We start from the raw sequence: 26,374 nt of genomic DNA, 5'->3' as shown, positions 1-26,374 counted from the left end.
GGGCGCGACGCTCGCGCGGATTCACACGGCCTGCGGCGCCGGCCCTCCGCGTGCCGCACGAATGAGCTCGGTGGAGTGCTCGAGGTGCGCGCGCACGGCCGCGCCGCCGTCTCTGCGGAGCTCGTCGAGGTAGGCGCGGTGCTCGGCGGCGAGCGCGCCGGGCGCATAGTGCGGCCGCACATGGGTGAGCAGCAGCAGCACCTCCGACTCCAGCGCCGCGTGCACCTCGCTGATCCGCGGATTTTCGGCCGCCGCGACGATCGCGCGGTGCACCGCGGCGTGGGCGCGGATGGTGGCTGGCCAGTCGGCCCGGGCCTCGGCATCCGCGAGCTCGTCGATCGCGGCGTCGATCGGTGCGCGCAGCACCTCCGGCCACAACGTGCCGTGGGTGTCGGCGACGAGGCGCACGGCCTCCGATTCGAGCGCCGCACGCAGCTGCTGCAGACCCTGCAGGTCGACGTCGTCCAGAGCCGACACACGCGCACCCGCGTACGGGACGAGCTGCACCAGCCGCTCGGCGCCGAGTGCGGCCAATGCCGCCCGCACGGTGTGGCGCGAGACGTCGTACGCGCGGGCGATCTCCTCTTCTCGCAGCGGCGCGCCCGGCGCGAGCGCGCCGCCGAGGATGTGCGCGCGCAGCGCATCGGCGAGACGGGCGTCGGCGGTCGGCCGTCGTGCCTCACGCCGACGCGGCGACACGGGCACTCCGAGAGCGTACGGGGATGGCGATGAGAGCGACACCCACGGCGATGATCGCGAGACCGGCGATCGACACCGCCGAGAGCTGTTCGTGCAGCACGAGCAGCCCCAACACGGTCGCACCGAGCGGCTCGGCGAGCGTCAGCGTCGAGACGGTCGCGGGGCTGAGCTGGCGAAGGCCCGCCCCGAAGAGGAGATACGCCACCGTGACGGTCACGAGCCCCAGCCACAGCGCCAGCACCAATCCGGCGGGCGTCACGAGCCACGCCATCGAGGTGATCAGCATCACCGGGATGCTCAGCACCGCGGCGGTGCCGAACACCCCTCCCATCGCCGACGACGTCGACCACCCGCGGTCCAGGAGCAGCTTGCTCGCGATCGCGTAGAGCGCGTACGAAGCGCCCGCCCCCAGGGACGCCGCGATGCCGCCGGCGCTGATAGCGGCATCCCGTCCGTCGCCGCCGACCATGCCCGACACGAGGACGACGCCGACGATCGCCACCGCCGTCGCGATGGCCCAGCGGATGCCGGGGCGGCGCCGTCGCAGCACGCTGTCGAGGATGCCGGTGACGATCGGCGCCGAGCCGAGGGCGACCACTGTGCCGACGGCGACGCCGTTGAGACTCGTCCCGGTGAAGAAGGTCGGCTGATACGCGAGCACGCCGACAGCCCCCACGAGGACGATGATCGCGTTCGGCACCCGGGACACCCCCGCCCGGTGGACAGCAGCCGGGGCCGGACGCCGACGCCGTGCGGCGAGGGCGAGAAGCCCGAGCGCGCCGCCGCCGATGAGCACGCGCGCCGCGCCGACCGAGACGGCGTCGGCATCCACTCCGGCCAGCGCACGCGCGGTACCGGTCGTCGCGAAGCAGAGCGCCGCGACCAGCACGGCGACGACGGCGAGAGGACGAGACATCGGAACATCGTTACACAATCTCCCGGGGTGCGACGATGGCTCTCACCGCGAACGCATAGCCCCGCGGCCTACGCTGGGCCCACGCCTCCCATCGATGCCCTTCTCACGACCTGGCGCGCCGACCCCGTGACGATCGCGGTGCTGGTCGGCGCGGCCATGCTCTACGCCCTGGGGATGCGCCGCGCGGCCACCCGCGGGGTACGCTGGCCCGCCGCACGCGCCGTGCTCTTCTACGCGCTCGGGCTCGGCTCGTACGCCGTGATCGAGCTCGGGTTCCTGGGAACGTGGTCGGCGGATCTGCGCTGGGCGTTCGTCGCTCGCATCGCGCTGCTGCTGATGGCCGTCCCCGGACTCATCTCGCTCGGACGGCCGCTCGATCTGGTCCGCGCGGGGCTCTCTCCCGCCAGCAGGCAGCGCCTCGACGCGGCGCTCGACGGTCGGGTGTTCCGGGTGCTGGGCAATGCGATGTTCGCCACGATCTTCGTCGCGGCGACGTTCTGCATCTTCCTGACTCCGCTCGCAGGAGTGCTCCGCACCTCTCCGGTGATCGGCGAGGCGATCGGCGTCACCGCACTGGTGATCGGGCTGCTCCTCGTCGTGCCGCTGATGGCGCTCACCGGCGCGCACACCAGCACTTTCCTCGCGGTGGAGTTCCTGCTGGCGTTCGTCGAGTTGGTGATCGACTCGATCCCCGGCATCCTGCTGCGCCTGAACGACACCGTGATCGACGGCGTCGCGGCCGCGACAGGAGCGGGCTGGTGGCCGAATCCCCTGCATGACCAGCACCTCGCCGGCGACCTGCTGTGGTTCATCGCCGAGGTCGCGGACGTGCCGATCCTGATCCTGCTGCTGGTGCGGTGGGGGCGGCGCGACCGCGTCGAGGCGGCCGGCTTCGACGCGCTCACCGACGAGGAGCACGACGCACTCGTGCAGGCACACCTCCGCGGTGATCGCGACGGCGCGGAGCCCGCGCGCGGCTGAATCCTCGGCCGCACGCGAACTCCGCCGCAGGCCGTCAGGCGCGGATGCTGCGCTCCGCGGCCTCGACGACGTTGGTCATCAACAGGGCAACGGTCATCGGCCCCACGCCGCCGGGGTTGGGTGAGAGCCATCCGGCCACCTCGTCCACGCCGGGGGCGATGTCGCCGTAGACCTTGGACTTTCCGGTCTCCGGATCGATCTCGCGCGTGACTCCGACGTCGAGCACGGCTGCGCCGGGCTTGACGTCCTCGGGACGCACGAGGTGCTTCACCCCGGCCGCGCCGACGATGACATCCGCCTGCCGCAGGTACGACGCCAGGTCGCGCGTACCGGTGTGCGTGAGCGTCACCGTCGCGTTGACGGCGCGACGCGTGAGCAGCAAGCCGATCGAACGACCGATCGTGACACCGCGCCCGACGACGACCACGTGGGTTCCCGCGAGGGCGAAGCCGTTGCGCTCCAACAGCTCGATCACGGCGCGCGGCGTGCACGGCAACGGCGACGTGATCTCGTCGTTGACGTTCAGCACCAGTTTGCCGAGGTTCGTCGGGTGCAGGCCGTCGGCATCCTTCGCCGGGTCGATGCGCTCGAGGATGCGGTCGGTGTCGATGTGGCGCGGCAACGGCAACTGCACGATGTAGCCGTGGCAGGTCGGGTCGGCGTTGAGCCGGTCGATCTCCGCCTCGACGTCGGCCTGCGTGGCCTCGGCGGGCAGCTCGACCTGGATCGAGTTCATGCCGATGGCCTCGGACTCGCGGTGCTTCATTCCGACGTAGAGCTGGGATGCCGGGTCGGCCCCGACGAGCACGGTCGCGATGCCGGGGGTGACCCCGGCGGCCTTCAGCTTCGCGACCCGTTCGGCCAGCTCCGCTTTGATCGCCGCCGCGGTGACCCGTCCATCGAGCTTCTGCGCCGTCATCGCACCCTCCCGTCGTTCCCGTCCCCGTTCCCACTCGCCGAAACACGACCTGACGCCCGAGACGCGGGCACGTTTCGCGCGCCGGGTCGTGTCTCGGCGGAGGTTGATGCGGTCACTGGGTCAGGCCGGGGTAGAGCGGGAAGGCGGCGGTCAACGCAGCGACGCGGGTGCGCAGCGGCTCGAGGTCCGCCCCCGGCAGCAGCGCGAGCGCGATGATGTCGGCGACCTCGGTGAACTCCGCATCGCCGAAGCCGCGCGTGGCCAGCGCCGGCGTGCCGATGCGCAGGCCCGAGGTCACCATCGGCGGACGCGGGTCGTTGGGGACGGCGTTGCGGTTGACCGTGATGTGGATCTCGTGCAGCAGGTCTTCGGCCTGCTTGCCGTCGATCGCGGCGTCGCGCAGGTCGACGAGCACGAGGTGCACGTCGGTGCCACCGGAGCGCACCGAGATCCCGGCGTCCTTCACATCCTGCTGCGACAGGCGCTCAGCCAGCAGAGCCGCTCCGCGGATGACGCGCTCCTGGCGCTCCTTGAACTCCGGCGTGGCCGCGAGCTTGAACGCCGTCGCCTTCGCCGCGATCACATGCATGAGCGGACCGCCCTGCTGACCCGGGAACACCGCCGAGTTGATCTTCTTGGCGATGTCGGGGTCGTTCGTGAGGATGAAGCCCGAGCGCGGGCCACCGATCGTCTTGTGCACCGTCGAGCTGACGACGTGCGCGTGCGGCACCGGCGACGGGTGCAGGCCCGCGGCGACGAGGCCCGCGAAGTGGGCCATGTCGACCCACAGCAGCGCACCGACCTTGTCGGCGATCTCGCGGAAGCGGGCGAAGTCGAGCTGGCGGGGATAGGCCGACCAGCCGGCGATGATCACCTTCGGCTGGTGCTCCACGGCGAGGCGCTCGACCTCGTCCATGTCGATCGTGGAGGTCTCGGGGTCGACGCCGTAGGCGACGATGTTGAAGAGCCGTCCGGAGAAGTTGATCTTCATGCCGTGCGTCAGGTGGCCGCCGTGGTCGAGCGACAGACCCAGCAGCGTGTCTCCGGGGCGGGCGATCGCGTGCAGCACGGCGGCGTTGGCCGAGGCACCCGAGTGGGGTTGAACGTTCGCGAACTCGGCGCCGAACAGGGCCTTGGCGCGCTGGATGGCGAGTTCCTCGGCGACGTCGACCTCTTCGCAGCCGCCGTAGTAGCGGCGGCCGGGGTAGCCCTCGGCGTACTTGTTGGTCAGCACGGAACCCTGCGACTGCAGCACCGAGACGGGAACGAAGTTCTCCGAGGCGATCATCTCGAGGTAGCCGCGCTGACGCTCGAGCTCGCGCTCGAGAACCTTCGCGATCTCGGGGTCAACCTCGGCCAGCGGGGCGTTGAAATACGGATCGGTCATGACGGTCTCCTGCCATTCGTCGGGTGGATGCCGGCGTGCGCTGCACGCACGCCGATGTATCAAACGAAGGCCGGCCCAGGCGTGCGGTCGATTGCCGTGATCGTCGCTCCCCGATGGTGACCCACCTCAACGCCAGTCGCGACAGTGCGAGCATATCGGATGACTCCGGCGACGCGCCCGGCTATGCTGGCGGCATCCGATTTGTTAGGACTCCTTACACGTGTCGCTTCTGCCGCTCGTTCCCGCCCCCGCCCACGCTTCTTCGCCCGGCGGCGCCCCCTTTCGCCTGTCGTCAGGCACAGCGATCGTCGGCGACGCGAATGCCGCGGATGCCGTCGCCGCGCTCCGTACGCTGATCCAGCGCCGCACCGGCCTCCGGCTGTCGTCCGTCGGCGCCGCTGGCCCCGGCGCCCCGACACTCGCCCTTGAGATCGACCGCGTCGGGCGCGCCGAGTCGTACCGGCTGCGGGCCGACACGGCATCCGTCACCGTGGCCGCCGCCGACGCGGCCGGTCTCTTCTACGGGGTGCAGAGCCTCGGCCAGCTCATCACGGCAACCGACGCCGACTGGGTCATCCCGGCGGTGCAGATCGACGACGAACCGCGGTTCGCCTACCGCGGCGTCATGCTCGATGTCGCGCGCCACTTCTTCGACGTCGACACGGTGCGCGCCTACATCGAGCGCGCGGCCGCCCTGAAGTTCAACGTGCTCCACCTGCACCTCACCGACGACCAGGGGTGGCGCCTGCAGCTGCGCTCGCGACCGGCACTCACCGACCGGGCGTCGTCGACGGCGATCGGCGGCGACCGCGGCGGTTACTACACGCAGAACGAGTACCGCGAGATCATCGCCCACGCGGCCGCGCACCACATGACTGTCGTTCCCGAGATCGATCTTCCCGGGCACACGCACGCCGTCTCTCTCGCCTATCCCGAGCTGTGTGAGCCGCCCGTGCTCAGCGAGCACGTCCGCGAGGTGGTGCGCGAGTACGGCGGCGACCTGCCGACCAGCGGGGCCCCGTACGAGGGCATGGCCGTGGGCTTCTCTTCGCTGAAGATCCACGACGAGGCCACCTACGCCTTCCTCGCCGACGTGCTGGGCGAAGTCGCCGCGCTCACCCCGGGACCGTACCTGCACATCGGCGGCGACGAGGCACTGGGCACGTCCGCCGCCGACTACGCCGAGTTCATCGGCCGGGCGACCGCACTGGCGGCCGCGACCGGAAAAACGCCGATCACGTGGCACGAGGCGGGCGCATCCGCGGCGCTCGCACCCGGAACGATCGGACAGTATTGGGGCTTCGTGTCGCCGACCGACGGTGCCGACGACAAGGCCCGCGCGTTCGTCGCCCACGGTGGACGCCTCATCCTCTCCCCCGCCGACGCGATCTACCTCGACATGAAGTTCGCCGCCGACGCGCCGCTCGGGCTCACCTGGGCGCGCGGCGTGACGAGCGGGCAGCGCGCGTATGAATGGGATGCCGCGGCTGTCGTGCCCGGAATCGACGACTCCGGCATCCTCGGCGTCGAGGCCCCGCTGTGGACCGAGACGGTGCGCACCCTCGACGACATGGATGCACTCGCCTTCCCTCGCATCGCCGCGGCAGCCGAAGCGGCCTGGTCGCCACCATGGAAGGCGTCGGAGGATCGAACCTGGGATTCGTTCCGCGCGCGGGTCGGCGACCTCGGGCCGCTCTGGGCACGCCTCGGCATCCACTTCACCGCGCTGCCCGAGATCGACTGGGCCACTGACGGTGCACGCGGCGACGGGGAGTACTCATGACCACCGTGATCCACTCGGTGCGCCTCGTCGACGCGGGCGCGGTGACCGACGGCGCCTGGATCGCTTTCGCCGACGGGGTGATCGAGGCCACGGGCACCGGCGACGACTGGCGACCGCTCATTCCCGACGACGTCGTCGATGGCGGTGGCGGCACGCTCACCCCCGGATTCATCGACATCCACGGGCACGGCGGCGGCGGAGCGGCGTTCGATGATGGCGCCGCGGCGATCGCCACGGCGCGTGCGCTGCACCGCGCCCACGGCACGACACGCGCGGTGCTCTCGCTGGTCACCGCGTCGATCGATGACCTCGCCGCTCGGGCTGGCGCGATCGCCGATCTGGCCGCGACGGACGCGACGATCCTCGGCTCGCATCTGGAGGGGCCGTTCCTCGACATCGGCCACAAGGGGGCGCACACCCCGAGCCTGCTTCGTCCGCCCGACCGCGCAACCGTCGCGCGCCTCGTCGACGCGGGTCGCGGCACGGTGCGGCAGGTGACGCTCGCCCCGGAGCTGCCGGGCGGACTCGCGGCGGTCGAGCAGTTCGTCGCCGCGGGAGTCGCTGTGGCCGTCGGACACACGAACGCCACCGAGGACGAGGCCTTCGCGGCGTTCGATGCCGGCGCCACGATCCTCACCCACGCATTCAACGCCATGCCCGGCATCCACCACCGTGAGCCTGGCCCGGTAGTGGCGGCGCTGCGCGATGAACGGGTGACGCTGGAGGTCATCGCCGACGGGGTGCACGTCCATCCGCATGTCGTCGCGCTCGCGTTCGCACAGGCGCCGGGGCGCATCGCGCTGATCACCGACGCGATGGCGGCGGCGGGCGCCGCGGACGGTCACTACGAACTGGGCGGCCTGGCCGTCACCGTTCGCGGCGGTACCGCGCGCCTCGACATCGGCGGCGCGATCGCCGGGTCGACGCTCACACAGGATGCCGCGCTGCGCCTCGCGGTCGCGAGCGGTGTACCTCTGACGTGCGCGGTCGATGCCCTCACGCGCGTGCCCGCCCGCACCATCGGCGTCGGCGGTCGCTTCGGCTCGCTGCAACCGGGGTTCGCCGCCGATGCCGTGCTGCTCGACGACGGGCTTACTGTGCGGGCGGTCTGGGTCGACGGCATCCTCGCCTGAGCCGCCCGCCGCACCCGCGACGCCCGCCGCGCCCGCGAACGCAGACGAGCGGGGCGGCGGCGCCCCCGCGCCGTCCGCCCCGCTCTACCCCCTCCACCGGTGCCGCGCAGGAACTCCCCCGAGATCCCGCGCTTCCGGCCCCTGGCCGCGGATCACTCCGCCCCCGGGCCTCTCCCGCCCGCGCTGCTCCTGATGCCCCCTGGAGAGCGCGCGGCGGAAGGTCCTTCACCAGATGAGAGCGTGTCGCCGCCGATCTATTACGTGACTTCTCCAGTTTTTTCCGAGAGACTTTCCGGGCACCCCGCGTGGGAGCGCGCCCATCGGCGAATCCCCAGGCGACCCTGCGAATATCTCCTCGAATCGGCGCGAGTCGCGTCATAGCCAGCGGGTGCGGGCGTCTCTCTCTGTGAGTGATCGAGACCGACGATCGAGACGCGCACCACCCGAACAGGAAACTCGCATGGATACCCCGGAACAGCCGCGCCCCGACGTCGCGGACATCGCCGACACCGACCTGGTGCTGCGCACCCGCTCCGGTGACCGCCAGGCGTTCGCGGAGTTGTGGCGACGTCACTATCGGTCGGGGCTGACGGTCGCCTCGTCGATCACCTCGAGCTTCGATGCCGACGACCTGGTGCAGGAGGCGTACTCACGCATCTACCAGGCGATCGCGAAGGGCGGCGGGCCGACGGGATCGTTCCGCGCCTACCTTTTCACGAGCATCCGCAACACGGCGGCCGGTTGGGGCCGTGCTCGGCGCGAGACGGCGATCGATGAACTCGAGGCCCTCCCCGATCCGGATGCCGAGGCGCACGCCACCGATGAGGCGCTCGATCGCAGCCTCACCCACCGCGCGTTCCGCAGCCTGCCGACCCGCTGGCAGGAAGTGCTCTGGTACACCGAGATCGAGCAGATGAAGCCGGCCGAGATCGCGCCGCTGCTCGGCATGAAGCCCACCGCGGTGGCGCAGCTGGCATTCCGTGCGCGCGAAGGACTGCGCGAAGCGTGGATCCAGGCGCACCTGCAGACGGTCACCGACGGCTCCGACTGCCAGTGGACGATCGAGCGCCTCGGCGCGTACGCGCGCAACAACCTCGGCACCCGCGATCACAAAAAGCTCGAGGCGCACCTCGCCGAGTGCGCCCGCTGCACGATCGTCGCCGCCGAGGCGAGCGAGGTCTCGCACCGGCTCGCGCTCGTGCTGCTGCCCCTCACGATCGGCGCCGGCGCCGCCACCGCGTACCTCGCGACACTGCAGGGCGGCGCCGCGCCGCTGGTCGCTCTCGCGGCGGGCGCGTCGGGAACGATTCCCGGCGCGGTCACCGTCGGACCCGGATCCGCGCCACTGGTGGCGACGGTCGCCGGAGCCGGCGGATCCGCGGGCAGCGCCACGGGTTCGACCGCCGGAAGCGCCGGCGGTTCGACGGCCGGCGCGGCGAGCGCTGCGGCCGGCGGTGCCGCGGCCGGAGGCGGAACGCTCGCCGGCGCCGTCGTCGGTCTCGTCGCGGCGGGTGTCCTCGTCGCCGGCGCAGCCGTCGCCGCGGTCGTCGTCGTGCCGCAGATGGTGTCCAGCTCGGCATCCGCCCCTGCCGACGCCGCTCCGCCCAGCTCCGGTGCGAACGGTGGAGCTCCGGTCGCGCCCGCTCCGACGCCGAGTACGCTGCCGTCGACCACCGCCACGTCGACGCCGATCCCCTTGCCCTCCGTAGCGCCCCAGGTAGACCCGGCACCTGCGCCGGTGGTGCCGCGCCGTGCCGATCCCGCAGCGCTGCCTGTCGCCCCCTCGGCACCGCCCCTCGCGACGCCGACACCAGCACCGACGCCCACACCGACACCGACACCAACGCCGACTCCAACGCCCTCCGCGTCGCCGTCGCCGTCGGCATCTCCGTCACCGACACCCACCCCGACGACTCTCATCCCGCTGGCGCTCGTCGGCGATGTGACGATGACGTACTCCGAGGACGTGACAACGTCGGTGGTCATCAGCGGCACCCCCGGCGCCACGATCTCGATCTCCGTCGAAGGGCACATCCTGCCCGATCGCGAGCTCGCCCGCGTGACGCTCTCCGCCGACGGCACAGCGTCGGCGACCTTCTCGGTCGCGTGGGAGGAGTTCATCTTCGCGCGCGCTCAGGCTCGGTACATGATCGACGGGGTCGTCGCCGACGACGCACTCTCGCTGTGGTCGCTCGGCCTCTCCGCCCTACAACCGCCCGCGTAAACTGGCTGCATGTCCGATCTGCCGCACGTCCGCCCTGCCGCGCCCGAAGCACCCCGCAAGGGCGACGGCGCGCTTCCCGCGGGCATGCGACCGTCGGTCGATGCCCTCGACGTTGTCGCGTTCCTGAGCGAGCTGTTCGCGTTCATCACGCTCACGGTATGGGGATTCACCGCCTGGCCGTTCCCGTGGAACATCGTCGCCGGCATCGGCACACCACTGATCGCCATCGTTCTTTGGGCCCTCTTCGTCTCCCCGCGCGCCGTGTTCGCGGTGCACCCCTTCGTGCGAGCGTTGGTGGAGCTGCTCGTATACGCGTCCGCGACGATCGTGTGGTGGACGAGCGGCAATGCATGGATCGGTATCGCCTACGCGCTCGTCGCGGTGACAGTCGGCCTCGTCGTCGGTCGGCGACGCCTCGCCGCATAAAAGCCGGAGACCGCGATGAGCACCGTCCTCGACGAGCTGCGCGCAGCGCTGACCGACCGCGTCGACACCGATCCTGCGGCGCTGAACGCCGCGCGCGCCGACAAGTCGGGCCACGCGGCCGAGGGGATGCCGCTGGCGATCGTGCACGCGGCATCCGTCGCCGATGTGCAGGCCACGATGCGTATCGCGACGGCGACGCGCACGCCTGTGGTCGTGCGCGGGGCCGGCACGGGGCTTGCCGGCGCGGCCAATGCCGGAGCGGGCGAGATCGTGCTGTCGATGCGCGCGATGGACCGGATCGTCGAAGTGCGGCCCGATGATCTGCTGGCCGTGGTGGAGCCCGGCATCCTCAACGCCGACCTCAACACAGCTCTCGCCGCCGACGGACTGTGGTGGGCACCCGATCCGGCCAGTCGGGCGATCTCGACCGTGGGCGGCAACATTGCCACGGGCGCCGGCGGGCTGCTGTGCGCCAAGTACGGGGTGGTGCGAGACGCCGTGCTCGGCGTGGATCTGGTGCTCGCCGACGGCCGGCTGCTGCACCTGGGTCATCGGAGCGTCAAGGGTGTCACGGGGCTCGATCTCACCTCGCTCATCATCGGCTCAGAGGGCACCCTCGGTGTGGTCGTCGGGGCGACCTTGAAACTCCGCCGGCTCGTTCCCGGGCAGACGCGCACCCTCACCGGCCTGTTCCCCGACGTCCGCGCCGGCGCCGCCGCGGCGGCGGCCGTGACCGCGTCGGGCGCACAGCCCGCGATCATGGAGCTGATGGATGCCGCGTGTCTCGCGGCCGTACATCGACTGCTCGATCTGCCCGCTCCCCCTGTCGGAGCCGCGCAGCTGACCGTGCAGACCGACGGGGCCTCGGCATCCGCCGATGCCGACGCGATCGCCGCGACGCTGACCGCGGCGGGCGGCACCGTGCGCATGGCCCGCGACGACGCCGAAGCCGAGCTGTTGTGGACCATCCGTCGCGCGATGCACCCGGCGATGGAGTCGCTCGGGACGACCCTCATCGAAGACGTGTCGGTGCCGCGCAGCGCGCTGCCCGCGATGTTCGACGAGATCGCCCGCATCGAGCAGGAGTACGAGCTGGTCATTCCGACCGTCTGTCATGCCGGCGACGGCAATCTGCACCCCAACTTCATCTTCACCGGCGACGAGGTGCCCGACATCGTCTGGCGCGCCGCCGACGAGCTGTTCCGCTCAGCGCTCCGACTGGGTGGCACGCTCACCGGCGAGCACGGCGTCGGCGTGCTGAAGCGCCGGTGGCTCGTCGATGAGCTGGGACCCGACCAGTGGGAGCTGCAGCGTCAGATCACCCGGGTATTCGATCCCCTCGGCATCCTGAACCCGGGCAAGGTCTTCGCAGCCTGAGTCGGCGTCAGTGCGCGGGTGGGTAGACCTGCGGGCTGGGAGTGGCGAGACCCCGCGCACCCAGCAGCATCGCCAGGACGCCCAGGGTCAGCGGTACCGCGAAGATCAGCAGCGAAGCGACCGTGAACACCCCGATGAGATCCTGGGTGTTGCGGCCAGCCATCGCGACGCCGACGACCTGCGGCAGAGCCACGGCCAGCGCGATGACCGCGAGACCCCACGCGGGCGCCCAGCGCCAGCGCGGCGGGAGCACTCCGACCCGCCCGGTCGTGACGACGGCGACCAGCGCCGCCGCCGCGGTCACCGCCAGTTGGACGTACGACACAACCGTGTACAGCGGAATCTGGTCCTCTGCGATGGGACCGGAGGTCGCGAGCTTCATCACGAAGGGCACGACCGCCAAGACGAGCAGAGCCACGACCCCCGTCCGGCGCCGATCCACGACCGAGCCTCCGTCGCGGAACCCGAACGCGAAGATCACGAGGGATGCCGCGAACAGCACCGCCGTCACGATGGCGACAGCGGAACCGAGACCTCCCGGTGCCACCGCGCGCATCGCGGTCGGCACCACCGCGCTCGCGGCCAGCAACGCGCCGCCCCATATCCACGCCGGCACGGGCTTTCGGACCTCGGCATCCGTCATGCGCCCGACTCTACGGCAGGCGTTTCGCGGGCCGCCTCATCCGTCCCCAGATGTCGCATCCTGAGGCACCTAGCGGCAGAAAGGGACGAACGAGCGGGCTCAGAGCCCCTGCCAGGCGGGTTTGTTCGCGTAGGCGTAGCGGTAGTAGTCGGCGTGCTCGAGACGGGATGCCGCGGCTTCGTCGACCACGACGCTCACGTGCGGGTGCAGTTGGATCGCCGAGCCCGGAAGCGACGACGTCACCGGACCCTCGACAGCTCCCGCGACGGCGGCGGCCTTGCCCTCGCCGAATGCGAGCAGGAACAGGTGCCGGGCGGCGAGGATGGTGCCGAGCCCCTGGGTGATGCAGTGCATCGGCACGTCGTCGACCGAGTCGAAGAAGCGCGCGTTGTCGCGCCGCGTCTGCTCGATGAGAGTCTTCACGCGCGTACGCGACGCGAACGACGACCCCGGCTCGTTGAAGCCGATGTGCCCCGACGTGCCGATCCCGAGAATCTGCAGGTCGATGCCGCCCGCCGCGGTGATCGCACGCTCGTAGTCCTCCCCGGCGTGGGCGATCGTCTCGAGGGCGCCGTTGGGCGTGTTGATGAGCGCGGGGTCGAGTCCCAGAGGTTCGACGACCTGTTTCGTGATCACCGAGCGGTAGCTCTCGGGATGCTGCGGGTCGATGCCGACGTACTCGTCGAGCGCGAATCCCCGCACCCGTGAGACATCCACGCCCGCCAAGCGAGGCCGCAGGGCTTCGTAGACCGGCAGAGGCGTCGACCCGGTCGCAAGTCCCAAGACGGCGTCGGGGCGCGCGGTGATCAGGCGGGCGATCTCGTCTGCGACGAGCACGCCGGCGTCGGCGGGAGAGGGAACGATGACGACTTCAGCCATGAAAGACAGCCTCCTGCTCAGAGTCGGCGCCCACAAGTGCGGCGCCCAGGGCGGCCGCCGGCGATTCCGGCGGCAACAGGTCGACGCGTTCACCCAACCGCAGCGACCGCAGGAACGGGGATGACGCGGCACTGGCGTCCAGCTCGGCCAGGACAGGGCCCAGCAACCGGTCGCCGAGCGCGGTAATGCCTCCCCCCAGCACGACCGTCTCGGCGTCCCCGACGAGCACGATCACCCGGATGGCCGAGGCGACGCCGTACACGAGGCCGCGCCGCAGCAGGAAGGCGGCAGGATCGCCGTCATCGGCGGCATCGAAGACGTCGCGGATCGGCAGAGCCCCGGGGCGGCCCCACCGCTCCGCGACGGCGGCACCACCGCTGAAGGCCTCGATGCACCCGCGCTGACCGCAGCGGCAGAGGGGTCCTGCCGGGTCGATCGACATGTGTCCGACCTCTCCGGCCGAGCCGTGCGCGCCACGCCAGAGTCGGCCGCCATGGACGTATCCGGCCGCGATGCCGGTGCCGAGATTCAGATACGCCAACGACGAGGCGCCCGCGCCGTGCAGGGCGTAGGCGCCCCGTGCGGCCGCCTTGACGTCGTTCTCGGCGCGCACCGGGATGCCGAGGTGCGGGCCGATCGCACGCGCGACATCGAGCTCGTCGATGCCGAGGTTGACGGCGTGGGTGACGGTCGAGGCACCCGGTGCGACCTGCCCCGGCATCCCCACACCGATCGACGTGAACGTCGACGCCGGCACGCCTGCGGCCTCGGCGAGCTCGTCGACCATGCCGAGGAGCGTGGCGACGACACCGTCCGCTCCCCATCCGGTCGCCCGCCGGGCGCGGGCCACGATACGCGGATCGTCCTGCGTCCCGGCGGACGCGACGACCACCGCGTCGGTCTTGGTTCCTCCGACGTCGAACCCGAGTCGCATCAGCCCTTCACCGCTCCCGACACGAGACCGCTGGTCATCTTGCCATGCACGATGAGGAAGAAGACGACGACAGGAATGGCCATCAGCGTGGAGCCCGCCATCACGACGGCCCAGTCGGTGGCCTTCGTGGCTTGGACGAAGGTGCGCAGCCAGATGGGCAGCGTCTGCGACTCGGGCCGCGTCATGATCACGAGCGCGAAGATGAACTCGTTCCACGCCTGGATGAAGGCGAAGATGCCGGTCGCGACGAGTCCGGGAGCGAGCAGCGGAAAAGTGACGCGCCAGAACGCCTGCGCACGACTGCACCCGTCGATCATCGCCGCTTCCTCGAGGTCGGCGGGGATGCCGTTGACGAAACCGCGCAGCGTCCAGATCGTGAACGGCAGCACCATCGCGATGTAGACCGCCGCGAGCCCCATGACGGTGTTGAGCAGGTGCCAGCCGTCGAGCACCCGGAACGTCGAGATGATCATCGCCTCGGCGGGGATCATCTGGATCACCAGAATGGCGACGATGAAGCTGCGACGCGAGCGGAAGCGGTAACGCGACACCGCGATCGCAGCGAGGAATGCGAAGATCAGCGCGGCCGCGACGGTCAGCACCGTCACGGCGAGCGACACTCCGAGCGCGGGGACGAAGCCGCCGTCCCAGGCGGCCTGGAAGCTCTGCAGCGTGAACTGGTCGGGCCAGAAGTGGGGAGTGTCGCTCTTGACGGCAGAGCCGGGCAGGAAGGCCGTGTTGACCATCCAATAGACGGGGAACACGGAGCAGACGAACACCACCACGGCGGCGAGGTTGAGCAGCACGCGCCCGGTGGCGCGCCGCGTGCGGGCGCTCATCAGTCGTCCTCCGAAGTCAGCATGGTGCGGATGTAGTAGGCCGAGACGGCAAGCAGGATCAGCACGAGGATCACCGAGATCGCACCGCCCGAGCCGAGGTCGCCGGTGGCCATCGAGACGCTGTAGATGTAGACGCCGATCGTGTTCGTGTCGGCGCGGATGCCGCCGACGGTCTGCAGCGCGTAGATCTGCGCGAAGACGCGGAGGTCCCAGATCACCTGGAGGATCAGCAGCACGACGAGGATCGAGCGGATGTACGGAACCACGATGAAGCGAAACCGCTGCCAGGCGTTGGACCCGTCGAGGGATGCCGCCTCGCGTACCTCGTCGGGCACTTGCGAAAGAGCCGCGTACGTCGAGAAGGCGACGAACGGGACGGCGCCCCAGGTGATGATGATCGCGGCGACACCGAAGAAGCTCAGCGGATCCGACAGCCAACTGTGGCCGATCCAGTTCTGGCCGGTGAGGCGGGTGAGGGCGTAGTTGACCAGTCCGTAGGACGTGTCGAAGATCCAGCCCCAGACGATGGTGCCCGTCAACGCGGGCATGGCCCACGCCAGCAGGAGCCCCACCGAGACGACGGTGCGCATCACGGAGCCCAGCGACTTCATCATGAGCGCGATCGATACGCCCAGCACCATCGTCGCGCCGGCGCAAACCGCCATCAGGCCGAAGCTCCGACCGAGCACAACCCAGAACTGCGGGTCGGTGAGCACGCGCACATAGTTGTCGAACCAGACGAACGAGGCGGGCTTTCCGAAGATCTGCTCGCGGCCGTACTTCTGGAACGATGTGATGATCAGCTGCAGCAGCGGCCACCCGATGAACACGGTGAGCATGACGAGAGCCGGCACCAGCAGAGCGAGCGGCGTGCCGTCGCGGCGGCGGCGCCGTCGCACCGGGGCGGGGGCGGTGGTCATGCCGGTCTCCTTTCGGGCGGGGGGTGCGGGGCGGGGCGTTTCGACGCGCGGCGCTCGCTCAACGACCGGGGCGGAGCACCGCTCCCGGTCGTCGAGCGAGAAGCGCAGCGACGAATCGAAACGCGCTCAGCCGTTGAGGATGGCGTCGATCTTCTCGTCGAGCGCCGTCGCGAGAGTCTTCACATCGCCGCCGGCGCCGACCTGCACGAAGAAGTCCTGCAGCAGGCCCTTCGCCTCGACGTCAGCCCACTTCGGCGATGCCGGGGTCAGCTTCGCGTTCGCCGCGGCATCCGAGATGATCTTCGCGAGCTCCGGCGTGGCCGCCGCGACCTGGCTGCCGAGCGACTTCTTGGCCGGCACGAGACCGCCCTTGGCGAGCAATGTCTGGTAGTCGTCACTGAGCATGATCTCCAGCGCGCTCTTGGCGAGCTCCGGGTGGGCCGACTTCGCGGCGATGCCGATGTTCGAGCCGCCGGCGAAGACCTGCGCAGCTCCGCCGTTCTTGCCGGGCAGCGCGTAGTAGCCGACCGTCTTCGTCAGCGGGGTTTCGGCCTTGTTCTCATCGGCGACGATCGACCAGTAGGCCCAGCTCGGCGCCGACAGCGTCGCGGCCTTTTCGGTACGGAACGGCACCCATGCCTCGGTCTCGTCGCCGTCCTTCGGCGCGAGCGACGCCGTCGTCATGAGCTGCTGCACCTGCTCGATGCCCTTCACGGAGGCATCGCTGGACATCTGCGCTTCCCACTTACCGTCCTTCTGCACTGCGACCTCGCCACCGTTCTCCCAGATGAAGGGGAGAGCGTTGTACCAATCCTTGCCAGGGAAGTAGACGCCCGAGACGCCGGGTAGCGCCTGAGCGATCTTGGCACCGTTCGCCACGTACTCATCGAGCGTGGTGGGCACCTGCACTCCAGCAGTGGCGTACTGCGCGGTGTTGTAGAACACGATGCGCGCACCCGAATAATACGGCGCGGCGTAGAGCTTGCCGTCCCAGGATCCTGCATCGACGAACCCCGGAAGCAGGTCGTCGCCGCCGATCTTGTCCTTGATGTCGGAGAGGTCCAGCAGCGCGCCGCTGGAGGTGAAGGCCGGCGACTGCGTGTTGCCCATCTCGACGATGTCGGGGGTGTCCGAGGAGGACAGGCTCGTCGTGAGCTTGTCGACCAGTCCGGTCCACTGCTGCTCTTCGATCACCAGCGTCGAGCCGGGGTTGGCCGCCTCGAAGGTCTTCTTCAAGTAGTCGCGGGCGTCCTGCGGTGTGTCGGTGCCGTTGAGCCATACGCGCACCTGCGCCGGAGCCGGTGTGCCGGAGGCGTCGTTGCCGCCCGCTTCTCCTGCCGCGCATCCGGCGAGAACGACAGCCGAAGCGCCGAGGAGCGCGAGAGCGCCGAGCTTCTTGTTCATGGTGTCTTCCTTTGTCTCTTGGTGGTGTCGGGGCGTTGCGCCCCGCGGGAAAGGGGTCAGGACACCCCGAGTTGTCCGGAGAGGACCATGACGGCCGCACCGCGGAGGACGATGTCCTCCCCCTGCGCCGTCATCCGCACGTGGACGCCGTCGTGGTACTCGGCGAGCGTCCGGGTGCGCAGCGTCTCGACCGTCGCCTCAGCAAGGGTTCCGTCGAGCAGTTCTGGGATGCCGGAGAGGACGATCTCCGACAGATCGAGCACGCCTACGATCGGGGCGAGCGCGATGCCGAGGCGCGCCCCGGCGTCTCGCAGCACGGCGTCGCGGTCGGCGCCGGGCTCGGCCATCCGCGCCTCCAGCGCGGGCACAGACAGCCACGCCTCGAGGCAGCCGATCTTGCCGCAGACGCAGAGCGGCCCCCCGTCGGTACCGACGGTCACATGACCGATCTCGCCCGCGGCGAAGCGGCTGCCGCGCATCGGCTGACCGCCGGCGAGCAGCCCCGAGCCGACGCCGCGCCCGACGCGCACGAGCAGCACGTCGTCGGCGGCACCGCCGAACGTGTATTCGGCCAGCACCGCGGCGTTGGCGTCGTTCGCGACGAGCACAGGCAGGTGCAGGGCGTCACGCAGTGCGCCCTCCAGATCGACGTTGCGCCAACCGAGGTTGGGAGCCGTCAGCACGACCCCGCGATCATCGACGATGCCCGGGCTGCCGACGCCGATGCCGAGAACCGGCGCGTGGGCATCGGCGACCAGGCGGCGCGCGAGATCGATCACGGTGGCGACGGTGTCGGCGGGCTCTGAGGGAACGGCCACGTCGAGGCGCGCGACGATCTCGCCGTCGAGTGTCAGGACCGCACCGAGGAAACGGTCGGTGCCCGACAGATCGAGCCCCACGATGCGGTGTCCCTCACGATCGAGATCGACGAGGATCGCAGGCTTACCCGGGCCGGTCACCTCGCGCATGCCGCGCTCGGCGACGTAGCCGTCATCGATCAGCTCGGCGACCAGATCTGAGATGGTCACGCGCGTCAGGGCGGTCTCTCGGGAAAGATCGGCACGACTCATGGCACCCTGGTGGAAGAGGGTCTGCAGCACGAGAGACCGGTTGTGCGCGCGTGCGTGCTCGGGCAGGACCTTCGCTGCGTGGCGCAGGGCGCGCCCCGCGCTGAACGAGCGTCCCGCGTGGGCGATCGTCTCGGCGGCGCTGCGGGGCAGGTCGGGTCCGGACATGTTTGTTAGTAGACCTTACGAACTACGGTTCCGCAAGCGAGAGACGCAATTCGGCAGGACCATTTACAAAACCGTTACATTCGCGAGTGCTGCTCGCGCCCGCCCGAGGAGAGCCATGACCCCTGCCGCGACCGCCCACTCGCCGCGTGTCACACTCGCCGCCGCAGCCACCCTGTGCCTGGCCTTCGCCCTCGGCGGCTGCGCGTCATCGAGCGAACCCACACCCTCCGGCGGCGACACGCAAACCGTCTCGCAGGCGTGCGACACGGTGCGAGAGACCGTAGGCGATGCGGCGAGCGCGCTCACGACGCTCGATGCGGGCAACCCGCGAGCCGCGGTGGCCGTCTTGAGCGACCTCGCGACGGAACTCCAGGCTGCCGTCGCCGCCGTCGGCAACCATGAGGTCGCGGCCCTGCTGCCGCCACTGCAGACCGGTTTCGCCGCGGCGTCCAACGACCTCACCGCGATCGCCGGGGGCGATCTGTCACATCTTCCGGCGCTGCAGACGGCGACCGGCGACATCCAATCCGCGCTGAGCACCTTCACGCAGATCTGCCCGGCGCCCTGACGCCCTGATCGCCACGAAAAAGTCCTCCGGCTGTCGGAACGGCCCGTCGCGTACGATAGGAGAGCGCAATTGCGCGGAGCACGGGGGTGTGGCACGTGAGTGATCTTGGTACGGGGCGAGAGGCGGACGGTTCGCCTGAGCCCGCTTCGGCGAGCCCGACGACCGCCGCCACCGCCGTTCTCGACGGTCCCGGAGACGTCTTCGGCGAGGTCACCACTCCCCCCACCGAAGTGCCGCCCGTGCAGTGGGCGCCTGTCGAACCCACGCCCAAGAAGAAGCGACTGTGGCTGTGGATCGGCATTCCCGCTGCGGCGGTTGCGGTCGGCGTTGGCGCAGCCTCGCTCGTGCTCATCGCCCCCGGAACGTCCGTCGCCGGCGTTTCGGTCGGCTTCATGACCCCGGGCGCGGCGACCGACGCCATCAGCCAGCGCCTGAGCTCGACGACCGTCGTCCTGGGCGAGGGCGGGCCGACCGTCGCCGCTGCCCAGCTCGGTGCGACGGTTGACGCCGGCGCGCTCGCCGACGCCGCTTTCGGTGCACGCCCGATGTGGAACATCGCGCAGTGGTTCGGCGACGCCGTCGACGCTCCGATCACTCTCGACGCCACGAAGGCCGACGCCGCACTCCGCGCCGCTCTGCCGTCGCGTTTCACCGAACCGGTGGCGGCGAAAGTGGCCTTCAACGGCACCGCCTACGCCGTCACGCCGGCCGTCGCCGGCACGGGCCTGGACGTGGATGCCATCGCGTCCGCGCTCCATAACGCCTTCACCTCGGGAGCGGGCTCCGTCACAGCCCCGACCATCGCCGCCCCCGTCGCCGCGCCCGCCACGACAGAGAAGGCTCAGTCGGCGGCCGACCAACTCAACGCGATGCTGCAGGCCATCGGCTTCTACGTCGGCGAGGAGCGCACGGTTCCCGTCGATGCAGCGACGGCAGCCTCGTGGCTCACGGTGACGCCCGACGCCGCCGGCGGCTTCACGATCTCGGCCGACAGCGCCAAGATCCAGGCCGCGGTCGCGGGCCTCGCTCCCCTCGTGAACCGGCCACCCGCGAACGGCACCGTCATCACCAACTCCGACGGCACCGTGCTCGACACGAGCACGCCCGGCGCCGACGGTCGCACGCTCGGCGACACCAGCGCCGTCGCGAGGGAGTTCGCCGCACAGCTCGGCGCCGGCAAGGCGGCCTTCGTGCTGCCGGTCACGTTGACTCCGGCATCCACCGTCACGCTACAGCGGCTGCTGGAAGTCAATCTCAGCGAGCAGATGCTGTATCTGAAGGAGAACGGCGCCGTCGTCGACTCGTGGCCGATCTCGAGCGGCGTCGAAGCATCGCCGACCTACACCGGACACTTCCGCATCAACAGCCACATCCGGTCGCAGACGATGACCAGCACCGACCCGAACAACCCGTACTGGAACTACGACGTTCCCAATGTCGAGTGGGTCATGTACTTCAACGGCGACGAGGCCTTCCACGGCGTGTACTGGCACAACAACTTCGGCACGCCGCAGAGCCATGGCTGCGTGGGCATGCCCAACTATCGCGCCAAGCAGATCTACGACTGGTCGCCCTCCGGGGTCGACGTGTGGGTGCACGACTGACCCGACGTCGCCCCGCCCCGCAGAGCAACGCGAACGGCCCGGGTTCTGACCCCGGGCCGTTGACGTACCTGCAGATCAGAGCGCGTCGATCACCGCGTTGAGCGTGGCCGAGGGACGCATGACAGCGGTCACCTTGGCGGCATCGGGGTGGTAGTAGCCCCCGATGTCGACCGGGTGACCCTGCACCGCGTTCAGCTCGGCGACGATGTCCTGTTCGGCGGCGGCCAGCTTCTCGGCGATCGGCGAGAAGGCGGCGGCCAAGTCGGCATCCGCGCTCTGGCGAGCCAGCTCCTGAGCCCAGTACAGCCCGAGGTAGAAGTGGCTGCCGCGGTTGTCGATGGTGCCGAGTGAGCGCCCCGGGGAACGATCCTCTTCGAGGAAGGTGCCGGTCGCGGCATCCAGCGTGTCGGCGAGGATCTTGGCCTTCGCGTTACCGGTGTACTCGGCGAGGTGCTCGAGGGATGCCGCCAGCGCGAAGAACTCGCCGAGCGAATCCCACCGCAGGTAGTCCTCCTCCAGCAGCTGCTGCACGTGCTTGGGAGCGGAGCCACCGGCGCCGGTCTCGAACAGACCGCCGCCCGCGAGGAGCGGGACGATCGAGAGCATCTTCGCCGAGGTGCCGACCTCGAGGATCGGGAAGAGGTCGGTGAGGTAGTCGCGCAGGACGTTGCCGGTGACCGAGATGGTGTCCTCACCCTTGCGCAGACGCGCCAGCGTGTACCGGGTCGCCTCCTCCGGGGGCAGGATAACGATCGTGATGTCACTGGTGTCGAGGGTGGCCAGCGCCTGGTGCACCTTGCCGATCAGCTGGGCGTCGTGCGCGCGGTTGACGTCGAGCCAGAACACGGCCGGAACGCCCGTGGCACGCGCCCGCGAGACGGCGAGGCGTACCCAGTCCATGATCGCGATGTGCTTCGCCTGCGTCGCACGCCAGATGTCGCCCTTCTCGACGTGGTGCTCGATGAGCACGGTGCCGGCCGAGTCCAGGACTTCGACGATGCCGTCGGCGGGGATCTCGAAGGTTTTGTCGTGGCTGCCGTACTCCTCGGCAGCCTGGGCCATGAGGCCCACGTTCGGCACCGTGCCGATCGTCGCGGGGTCGAGCGGGCCGTTGGCGATGACGTCGTCGATGACCGCCTGATACACACCCGCGTATGACGAGTCGGGGATGACCGCGATGGTGTCGTCCTCGCCGCCGTCAACGCCCCACAGCTTGCCGCCGTTGCGCACCAGCGCCGGCATCGAGGCGTCAACGATCACGTCGGACGGCACGTGCAGGTTGGTGATGCCCTTGTCGCTGTTCACATAGCTGAGCCGCGGGCCGGTCTCGATGTCCTGAGCGATGCGAGCCGAGATCGCCTCGCCGTCGGCGAGATCGCCGAGCCCGGCGAGGATCGAGCCCAGACCGTTGTTGCCGTTGAGGCCCGCCGCGGTGAGCTGGGCGCCATAGGTGTCGAAGACGTCGGCGAAGAAAGCGCGGACGACGTGACCGAAGATGATCGGGTCGCTGACCTTCATCATCGTGGCCTTCAGGTGCACCGAGTACAGGACGTTCTCGGCCGTGGCCTGCGCGAGGGTGTCGGCGAGGAAGGCGTCGAGCGCCTTCGCCGACAGGAACGTGGCGTCGATGACTTCGCGGGGAAGGACTTTCAGCCCCTCTTTGAGCACGGTGACGGTGCCGTCGGTGGCGGTGTGACGGATGCTGAGAACGTCGTCGTGCGCGGCGATCCAGCTCTTCTCGTTGCTCTTGAAGTCGTCGTGACCCATGGTGGCCACGCGCGTCTTCGAGCCGGCCGCGAACGCCTTGTTGCGGTGGGGGTGCTTCTTCGCGTAGTTCTTCACCGCGAGCGGAGCGCGGCGGTCGCTGTTTCCCTCACGCAGCACGGGGTTCACAGCGGAGCCCTTGATGCGGTCGTAGCGGGCGCGGATGTCTTTCTGTTCGACGCTGGACGCGTCATCCGGATAGTCGGGGATGTCGTAGCCCTGCGACTGGAGTTCCGCGATCGCGGACTTGAGCTGCGGGATGGATGCCGAGATGTTCGGCAGCTTGATGATGTTCGCCTCGGGCAGGGTGGCCAGACCGCCGAGCTCGGCGAGCGCGTCGCCGACCTGCTGCGCGGGCGTGAGACGCTGCGGGAAGGCCGCGAGGATCCGGCCGGCGAGCGAGATGTCGCGGGTGTCGATCTCGACGCCCGCCTGCCCGGCGAACGCCTTCACGATCGGCAGGAAAGAGGCCGTAGCCAGGGCCGGAGCCTCGTCGGTGTGGGTGTAGATAATGGTGGACTCAGGCACGTGTGATCTCTCCGTTGTGAGCGTCGCGGGTCGCGCATCAGCCTATCGCATCGCGAGAAACTATCTTGACGTCAAGATATCTTCGAGCGTTGTCGACACTCACCGATTTGTCACCATTCGGAGGGTGCCGAGGCCGCGGCGAGCCGGGTAGCCTGATCCCATGACCGAGCTGCGCCTCGAGGAATTGTCGGCCGCCACCATCGTGGCGGTGAACACCATGTCGCTCAAGCCGGGGCAGGAGCAGTTCATCGCCCCGACCAGCTACGCCGTCGCCGGAGCCGTGGTCAATCCCAGCACGGCCTGGCAACGCGTCGTACTCGATGGCGACGAGGTCGTCGGCTTCGTCAGCGCCAACTTCGACCCCGAAGCGCCGCACGAGCACTTTCGCTCCGTTCTGTGGCGCATCAACGTCGACGCCGACGACCAGGGTCGCGGCGTCGGACGCTTCGCCGTCGAGAAGCTCCTGGAAGAGGCGCGCAACCGCGGAATGGATCACGTCGATGTGATCTACGAAGAGGGCCAGGGGGGCCCCGACGCCTTCTTCCGTCGCGTCGGCTTCACACCGGTCGATGAGACGGAGTTCGGCGAGGTCGTCGCCGAAGTGCGCCTGTAGGCCCCCGGCATCCACACCTGCCCGTGGGATCTCTCGGTTTGTTGCCAATATCCACAAACCTCTTGCGGTGAACCCACCGCCGTCTTATCGTGTTCTTCAGCTTCGCTCGAAGCGCTTCGATACGACGAGGTGGTCGGATGGCACGGATCGATGAGGTCGCCGCAGCAGCGGGCGTCTCCATCAGCACCGTCTCGTACGCGCTGAGCGGCAAACGCCCCATCTCCCCCGACACGCGTCGCCGCGTTATCGAGGTCGCCCGCCGCCTGGGCTACGCCCCCAACGCCGGCGCCCGAATGCTCGCGGGCCGGCTCACCCACATCTTCGCCCTGACCGAGCCACTGCGCCGCGAGACCCACGCACCGACGCACATGTCGTTCGTGCTCGCTGCGGCCGTGGCGGCGCGTCGCCACGACTACGACATTCTGCTGTTGACCGACCAACAGGCATCCGACGGCATGCGGCGGGTCACAGCTTCGGGACTGGTCGACGCGATCCTCGTGCTCGACGTCGCTCCCGATGACGAACGCGTTGCGATCGCCCGCTCCATCGCCACTCCCACGGTGTTCATCGGCATCCCCGACGACCACGAGGGCCTCGACTGCGTCGACCTCGATTTCGAGGCCGCAGCCCGTCTCGCCGTCGACCGCGTGGCCGACGCCGGCCACACACGCGTCGCGCTGCTCGGTCAGCCCGCGACCACCTACCGACTCTCCAACTTCCCGCCCCGTGTACGTCGCACCGTCGCCCAGCGCGCCGACGAGCGGGGCCTGCGACACACGTTCGCCACCAGCGGCGAGGTCGTCACCGACGCGGACGCCGTACGCACCGCCGTGATCGACGCCCTCGACAGCGGAGCCACCGCGCTTCTGCTGCACGGCGTCGACGACATGCACGCGGTCGTACTCGCCACCCTCGCCGAGCGCGTTCGACGCATCGGAGTCGATGTATCGATCGTCTCGATCGCGGCCTCGTTCGACACCACGAAGCTCCCCACACAGATCGACACGATCCCCCTCATCCCGGAGGCCTCCTGCGATCTGGCCGTCGATCTCGCCCTGGCGCGCATCGATGACCCCCGCCGGGAGACCGGCATCCATCTCGTGGCCCCCGAGTACCGCGATGCGGGCTCGGTTGCCCCACCGCTGCAGGACTGACCTTCCGCAACGATGCGTCTTCGTTCGCCATTTATCGAAGCGCTTCGACAATCACCAACTGAACACCGCATTTCACAGACCGGGCCCGCGGGCCCCACCGAAAGGAGTGCCGACGATGGCACGATTCACACGACGCACGCGGGCTCTGGCCGCAGTGGTCGCCCTCACCGCAACCGCACTGACCATCAGCGCGTGCTCGTCGTCGGGTGACGCCGACAACGCGCAGGGCCAGACCCTCAAGCTGTGGCACTACGAAGGTGCCGACAGCGCGATGGGCAAAGCCTGGGCCGAGGCGGTCACCGTCTTCGAGAAAGAGACCGGCGCCAAGGTCGAGTTCGAGGAGAAGTCGTTCGAGCAGATCCAGAAGACGGCGAGCCAGGTGCTCGACACCGACGCCGCTCCCGATGTGATGGAGTTCAACAAGGGCAATGCGACCGCAGGCTTCCTCGCCTCGACCGGCCTGATCAGCGACATCTCAGACGCCGTGGCGAAGTACGGCTGGGCCGACAAGCTCGCCCCGTCGCTGCAGACGACCGCGAAATACACCGACAAGGGCGTCATGGGCGGCGACAAATGGTACGGCGTGCCCAACTACGGCGAGTTCGTCGGCGTCTACTACAACAAGGACGCCTTCGCCGCGGCCGGCCTGCAGATCCCCACGACCTACGACGAGTTCGTGAAGGTGCTCGACGCGTTCGTAGCGAAGGGCATCACGCCGCTCGCCGAGGCCGGCGCGGAGTACCCGCTCGGCCAGCTCTGGTACCAGCTCGCTCTGTCGAAGGGCGACCGCGACTGGGTGAACGACTACCAGCTGTACAAGAACCCGGTCGACTGGCAGGGCGCCGAAACCACGTACGCCAGCCAGACCCTGAAGGACTACGTCGCCAAGGGGTACATCGCGAAGGACGTCTCCTCCATCAAGGCGGAAGACGCCGGCGTCTCGTTCATCAACGGCACGTCACCGATCTTCGTGTCGGGGTCGTGGTGGTACGGCCGCTTCACCGAGCAGGCGACGTCGTTCGACTGGACGATGCAGGCCTTCCCCGGCTCCAAGCTGTCGCTGGGCTCGTCCGGCAACCTCTGGGTCGTGCCCGAGAACGCCAAGAACAAGGACCTCGCGTACAAGTTCATCGACATCACGATGCGCCCCGAAATCCAGGCCATCATCGGCAACAACGGCGGTCTGCCCGTCGCGGCCGACCCGAAGGACATCACCGACGCGAAGAGCAAGGACCTCATCTCGGCCTTCAACGGCGTGCTCTCCCAGGACGGCCTGTCGTTCTACCCCGACTGGCCGGCGCCGGGCTTCTACGACGTGATCGTCCAGCAGCTGCAAGGACTCATCACCGGCACCCAGGATGCCGCCACGACGAACGCGAACCTCGGTAAGGCCTACGACGAAGGCACCGCGGACTACCGCTGAGTCATCTGTCTCATCCGGTGG

The 26,374-nt window shown here is 69.5% G+C and carries 23 protein-coding genes and 1 riboswitch; of the genes, 11 read left to right on the top strand and 12 right to left on the bottom strand.

The window, feature by feature from the left end; genetic code table 11:
• Positions 1–21: 21 nt before the first annotated feature.
• Positions 22–705, bottom strand: a complete 684-nt coding sequence (locus tag ITJ43_RS15295) for a GntR family transcriptional regulator (protein WP_323741133.1) — start codon at positions 703–705, stop codon at positions 22–24.
• Entirely contained in the window at positions 680–1,615 is a 936-nt protein-coding gene (locus tag ITJ43_RS05425; protein ID WP_194582806.1) for a DMT family transporter, read from the bottom strand. Before ITJ43_RS05425 ends, ITJ43_RS15295 begins: the two co-directional genes overlap by 26 nt.
• Positions 1,616–1,741: 126 nt before the next feature.
• Here ITJ43_RS05425 and ITJ43_RS05420 point away from each other — a divergent pair, with 126 nt between their 5' ends.
• On the top strand, positions 1,742–2,596 hold the full coding sequence (locus ITJ43_RS05420) for a cytochrome c oxidase assembly protein (RefSeq protein WP_323741132.1): 855 nt from the start codon (positions 1,742–1,744) through the stop codon (positions 2,594–2,596).
• A gap of 34 nt (positions 2,597–2,630) precedes the next feature.
• On the opposite strand, the gene ITJ43_RS05415 is transcribed toward ITJ43_RS05420, so the two are convergent.
• Complete coding sequence (locus ITJ43_RS05415) at positions 2,631–3,515, bottom strand: bifunctional methylenetetrahydrofolate dehydrogenase/methenyltetrahydrofolate cyclohydrolase (protein WP_194582805.1); 885 nt, start codon at positions 3,513–3,515, stop codon at positions 2,631–2,633.
• A 112-nt stretch (positions 3,516–3,627) separates the two neighbouring features.
• Positions 3,628–4,902, bottom strand: coding sequence for a serine hydroxymethyltransferase (gene glyA, locus ITJ43_RS05410; RefSeq protein ID WP_194582804.1), 1,275 nt, complete (start codon positions 4,900–4,902; stop codon positions 3,628–3,630).
• A 66-nt stretch (positions 4,903–4,968) separates the two neighbouring features.
• Positions 4,969–5,052: riboswitch (ZMP/ZTP riboswitch) on the bottom strand.
• Between the two features lie 70 nt (positions 5,053–5,122).
• Between glyA and ITJ43_RS05405 the strand changes: the two genes are divergently transcribed.
• The 5 genes from ITJ43_RS05405 (at position 5,123) to ITJ43_RS05385 (ending at position 11,845) form a co-directional block, all read left to right on the top strand.
• A complete protein-coding gene (locus ITJ43_RS05405; RefSeq protein WP_194582803.1) occupies positions 5,123–6,685 on the top strand; it encodes a beta-N-acetylhexosaminidase in 1,563 nt (520 codons plus the stop codon).
• A complete protein-coding gene (gene nagA / locus ITJ43_RS05400) occupies positions 6,682–7,818 on the top strand; it encodes an N-acetylglucosamine-6-phosphate deacetylase (RefSeq protein ID WP_194582802.1) in 1,137 nt (378 codons plus the stop codon). The genes ITJ43_RS05405 and nagA overlap by 4 nt, the downstream gene beginning before the upstream one ends.
• 460 nt (positions 7,819–8,278) lie before the next feature.
• The gene (locus ITJ43_RS15195) at positions 8,279–10,042 is read left to right on the top strand and encodes a sigma-70 family RNA polymerase sigma factor (RefSeq protein WP_194582801.1); all 1,764 of its coding nucleotides are present in this window, start codon (positions 8,279–8,281) and stop codon (positions 10,040–10,042) included.
• Positions 10,043–10,051: 9 nt separating this feature from the next.
• Positions 10,052–10,468: a YrdB family protein gene (locus ITJ43_RS05390; protein WP_194582800.1), complete on the top strand. Its 417-nt coding sequence runs from the start codon at positions 10,052–10,054 to the stop codon at positions 10,466–10,468.
• A 15-nt stretch (positions 10,469–10,483) separates the two neighbouring features.
• Positions 10,484–11,845 carry an FAD-binding oxidoreductase gene (locus tag ITJ43_RS05385; protein WP_194582799.1) on the top strand — a complete coding sequence of 454 codons (1,362 nt, stop codon included), beginning with the start codon at positions 10,484–10,486 and terminating at the stop codon, positions 11,843–11,845.
• Between the two features lie 7 nt (positions 11,846–11,852).
• Here the strand turns inward: ITJ43_RS05385 and ITJ43_RS05380 are convergent, their stop codons facing one another.
• The 7 genes from ITJ43_RS05380 to ITJ43_RS05350 form a co-directional block, all read right to left on the bottom strand.
• Positions 11,853–12,488 carry a hypothetical protein gene (locus ITJ43_RS05380; RefSeq protein WP_194582798.1) on the bottom strand — a complete coding sequence of 212 codons (636 nt, stop codon included), beginning with the start codon at positions 12,486–12,488 and terminating at the stop codon, positions 11,853–11,855.
• Positions 12,489–12,587: 99 nt separating this feature from the next.
• Positions 12,588–13,367: a glucosamine-6-phosphate deaminase gene (locus ITJ43_RS05375; RefSeq protein ID WP_194582797.1), complete on the bottom strand. Its 780-nt coding sequence runs from the start codon at positions 13,365–13,367 to the stop codon at positions 12,588–12,590.
• Positions 13,360–14,301 (bottom strand): ROK family protein, encoded by a 942-nt coding sequence (locus ITJ43_RS05370; protein WP_194582796.1) that lies wholly within the window; start codon positions 14,299–14,301, stop codon positions 13,360–13,362. Before ITJ43_RS05370 ends, ITJ43_RS05375 begins: the two co-directional genes overlap by 8 nt.
• Positions 14,301–15,140: a carbohydrate ABC transporter permease gene (locus ITJ43_RS05365; RefSeq protein ID WP_194582795.1), complete on the bottom strand. Its 840-nt coding sequence runs from the start codon at positions 15,138–15,140 to the stop codon at positions 14,301–14,303. Before ITJ43_RS05365 ends, ITJ43_RS05370 begins: the two co-directional genes overlap by 1 nt.
• Entirely contained in the window at positions 15,140–16,060 is a 921-nt protein-coding gene (locus tag ITJ43_RS05360) for a carbohydrate ABC transporter permease (RefSeq protein ID WP_194582794.1), read from the bottom strand. The genes ITJ43_RS05365 and ITJ43_RS05360 overlap by 1 nt, the downstream gene beginning before the upstream one ends.
• A gap of 126 nt (positions 16,061–16,186) precedes the next feature.
• Positions 16,187–17,464, bottom strand: a complete 1,278-nt coding sequence (locus tag ITJ43_RS05355) for an extracellular solute-binding protein (RefSeq protein WP_194582793.1) — start codon at positions 17,462–17,464, stop codon at positions 16,187–16,189.
• Between the two features lie 56 nt (positions 17,465–17,520).
• Positions 17,521–18,699 (bottom strand): ROK family transcriptional regulator, encoded by a 1,179-nt coding sequence (locus ITJ43_RS05350; protein WP_194582792.1) that lies wholly within the window; start codon positions 18,697–18,699, stop codon positions 17,521–17,523.
• Positions 18,700–18,814: 115 nt separating this feature from the next.
• Here ITJ43_RS05350 and ITJ43_RS05345 point away from each other — a divergent pair, with 115 nt between their 5' ends.
• Complete coding sequence (locus tag ITJ43_RS05345; RefSeq protein ID WP_194582791.1) at positions 18,815–19,267, top strand: hypothetical protein; 453 nt, start codon at positions 18,815–18,817, stop codon at positions 19,265–19,267.
• Between the two features lie 95 nt (positions 19,268–19,362).
• A complete protein-coding gene (locus tag ITJ43_RS05340) occupies positions 19,363–20,871 on the top strand; it encodes a L,D-transpeptidase family protein (protein ID WP_194582790.1) in 1,509 nt (502 codons plus the stop codon).
• A 75-nt stretch (positions 20,872–20,946) separates the two neighbouring features.
• Here the strand turns inward: ITJ43_RS05340 and ITJ43_RS05335 are convergent, their stop codons facing one another.
• Positions 20,947–23,163: an NADP-dependent isocitrate dehydrogenase gene (locus ITJ43_RS05335; protein ID WP_194582789.1), complete on the bottom strand. Its 2,217-nt coding sequence runs from the start codon at positions 23,161–23,163 to the stop codon at positions 20,947–20,949.
• A 160-nt stretch (positions 23,164–23,323) separates the two neighbouring features.
• On the opposite strand from ITJ43_RS05335, the gene ITJ43_RS05330 reads away from it, so the two are divergent.
• The 3 genes from ITJ43_RS05330 (at position 23,324) to ITJ43_RS05320 (ending at position 26,353) form a co-directional block, all read left to right on the top strand.
• Positions 23,324–23,776, top strand: coding sequence for a GNAT family N-acetyltransferase (locus ITJ43_RS05330; RefSeq protein ID WP_194582788.1), 453 nt, complete (start codon positions 23,324–23,326; stop codon positions 23,774–23,776).
• A gap of 137 nt (positions 23,777–23,913) precedes the next feature.
• Entirely contained in the window at positions 23,914–24,930 is a 1,017-nt protein-coding gene (locus tag ITJ43_RS05325; RefSeq protein WP_194582787.1) for a LacI family DNA-binding transcriptional regulator, read from the top strand.
• Positions 24,931–25,045: 115 nt separating this feature from the next.
• Complete coding sequence (locus ITJ43_RS05320; protein ID WP_194582786.1) at positions 25,046–26,353, top strand: ABC transporter substrate-binding protein; 1,308 nt, start codon at positions 25,046–25,048, stop codon at positions 26,351–26,353.
• The last annotated feature ends 21 nt before the right edge of the window (positions 26,354–26,374 follow it).

This window comes from Microbacterium sp. VKM Ac-2870 (assembly GCF_015350795.1).
Lineage (GTDB): Bacteria > Actinomycetota > Actinomycetes > Actinomycetales > Microbacteriaceae > Microbacterium.
This window is presented reverse-complemented; position numbering and strand designations above follow the sequence as displayed.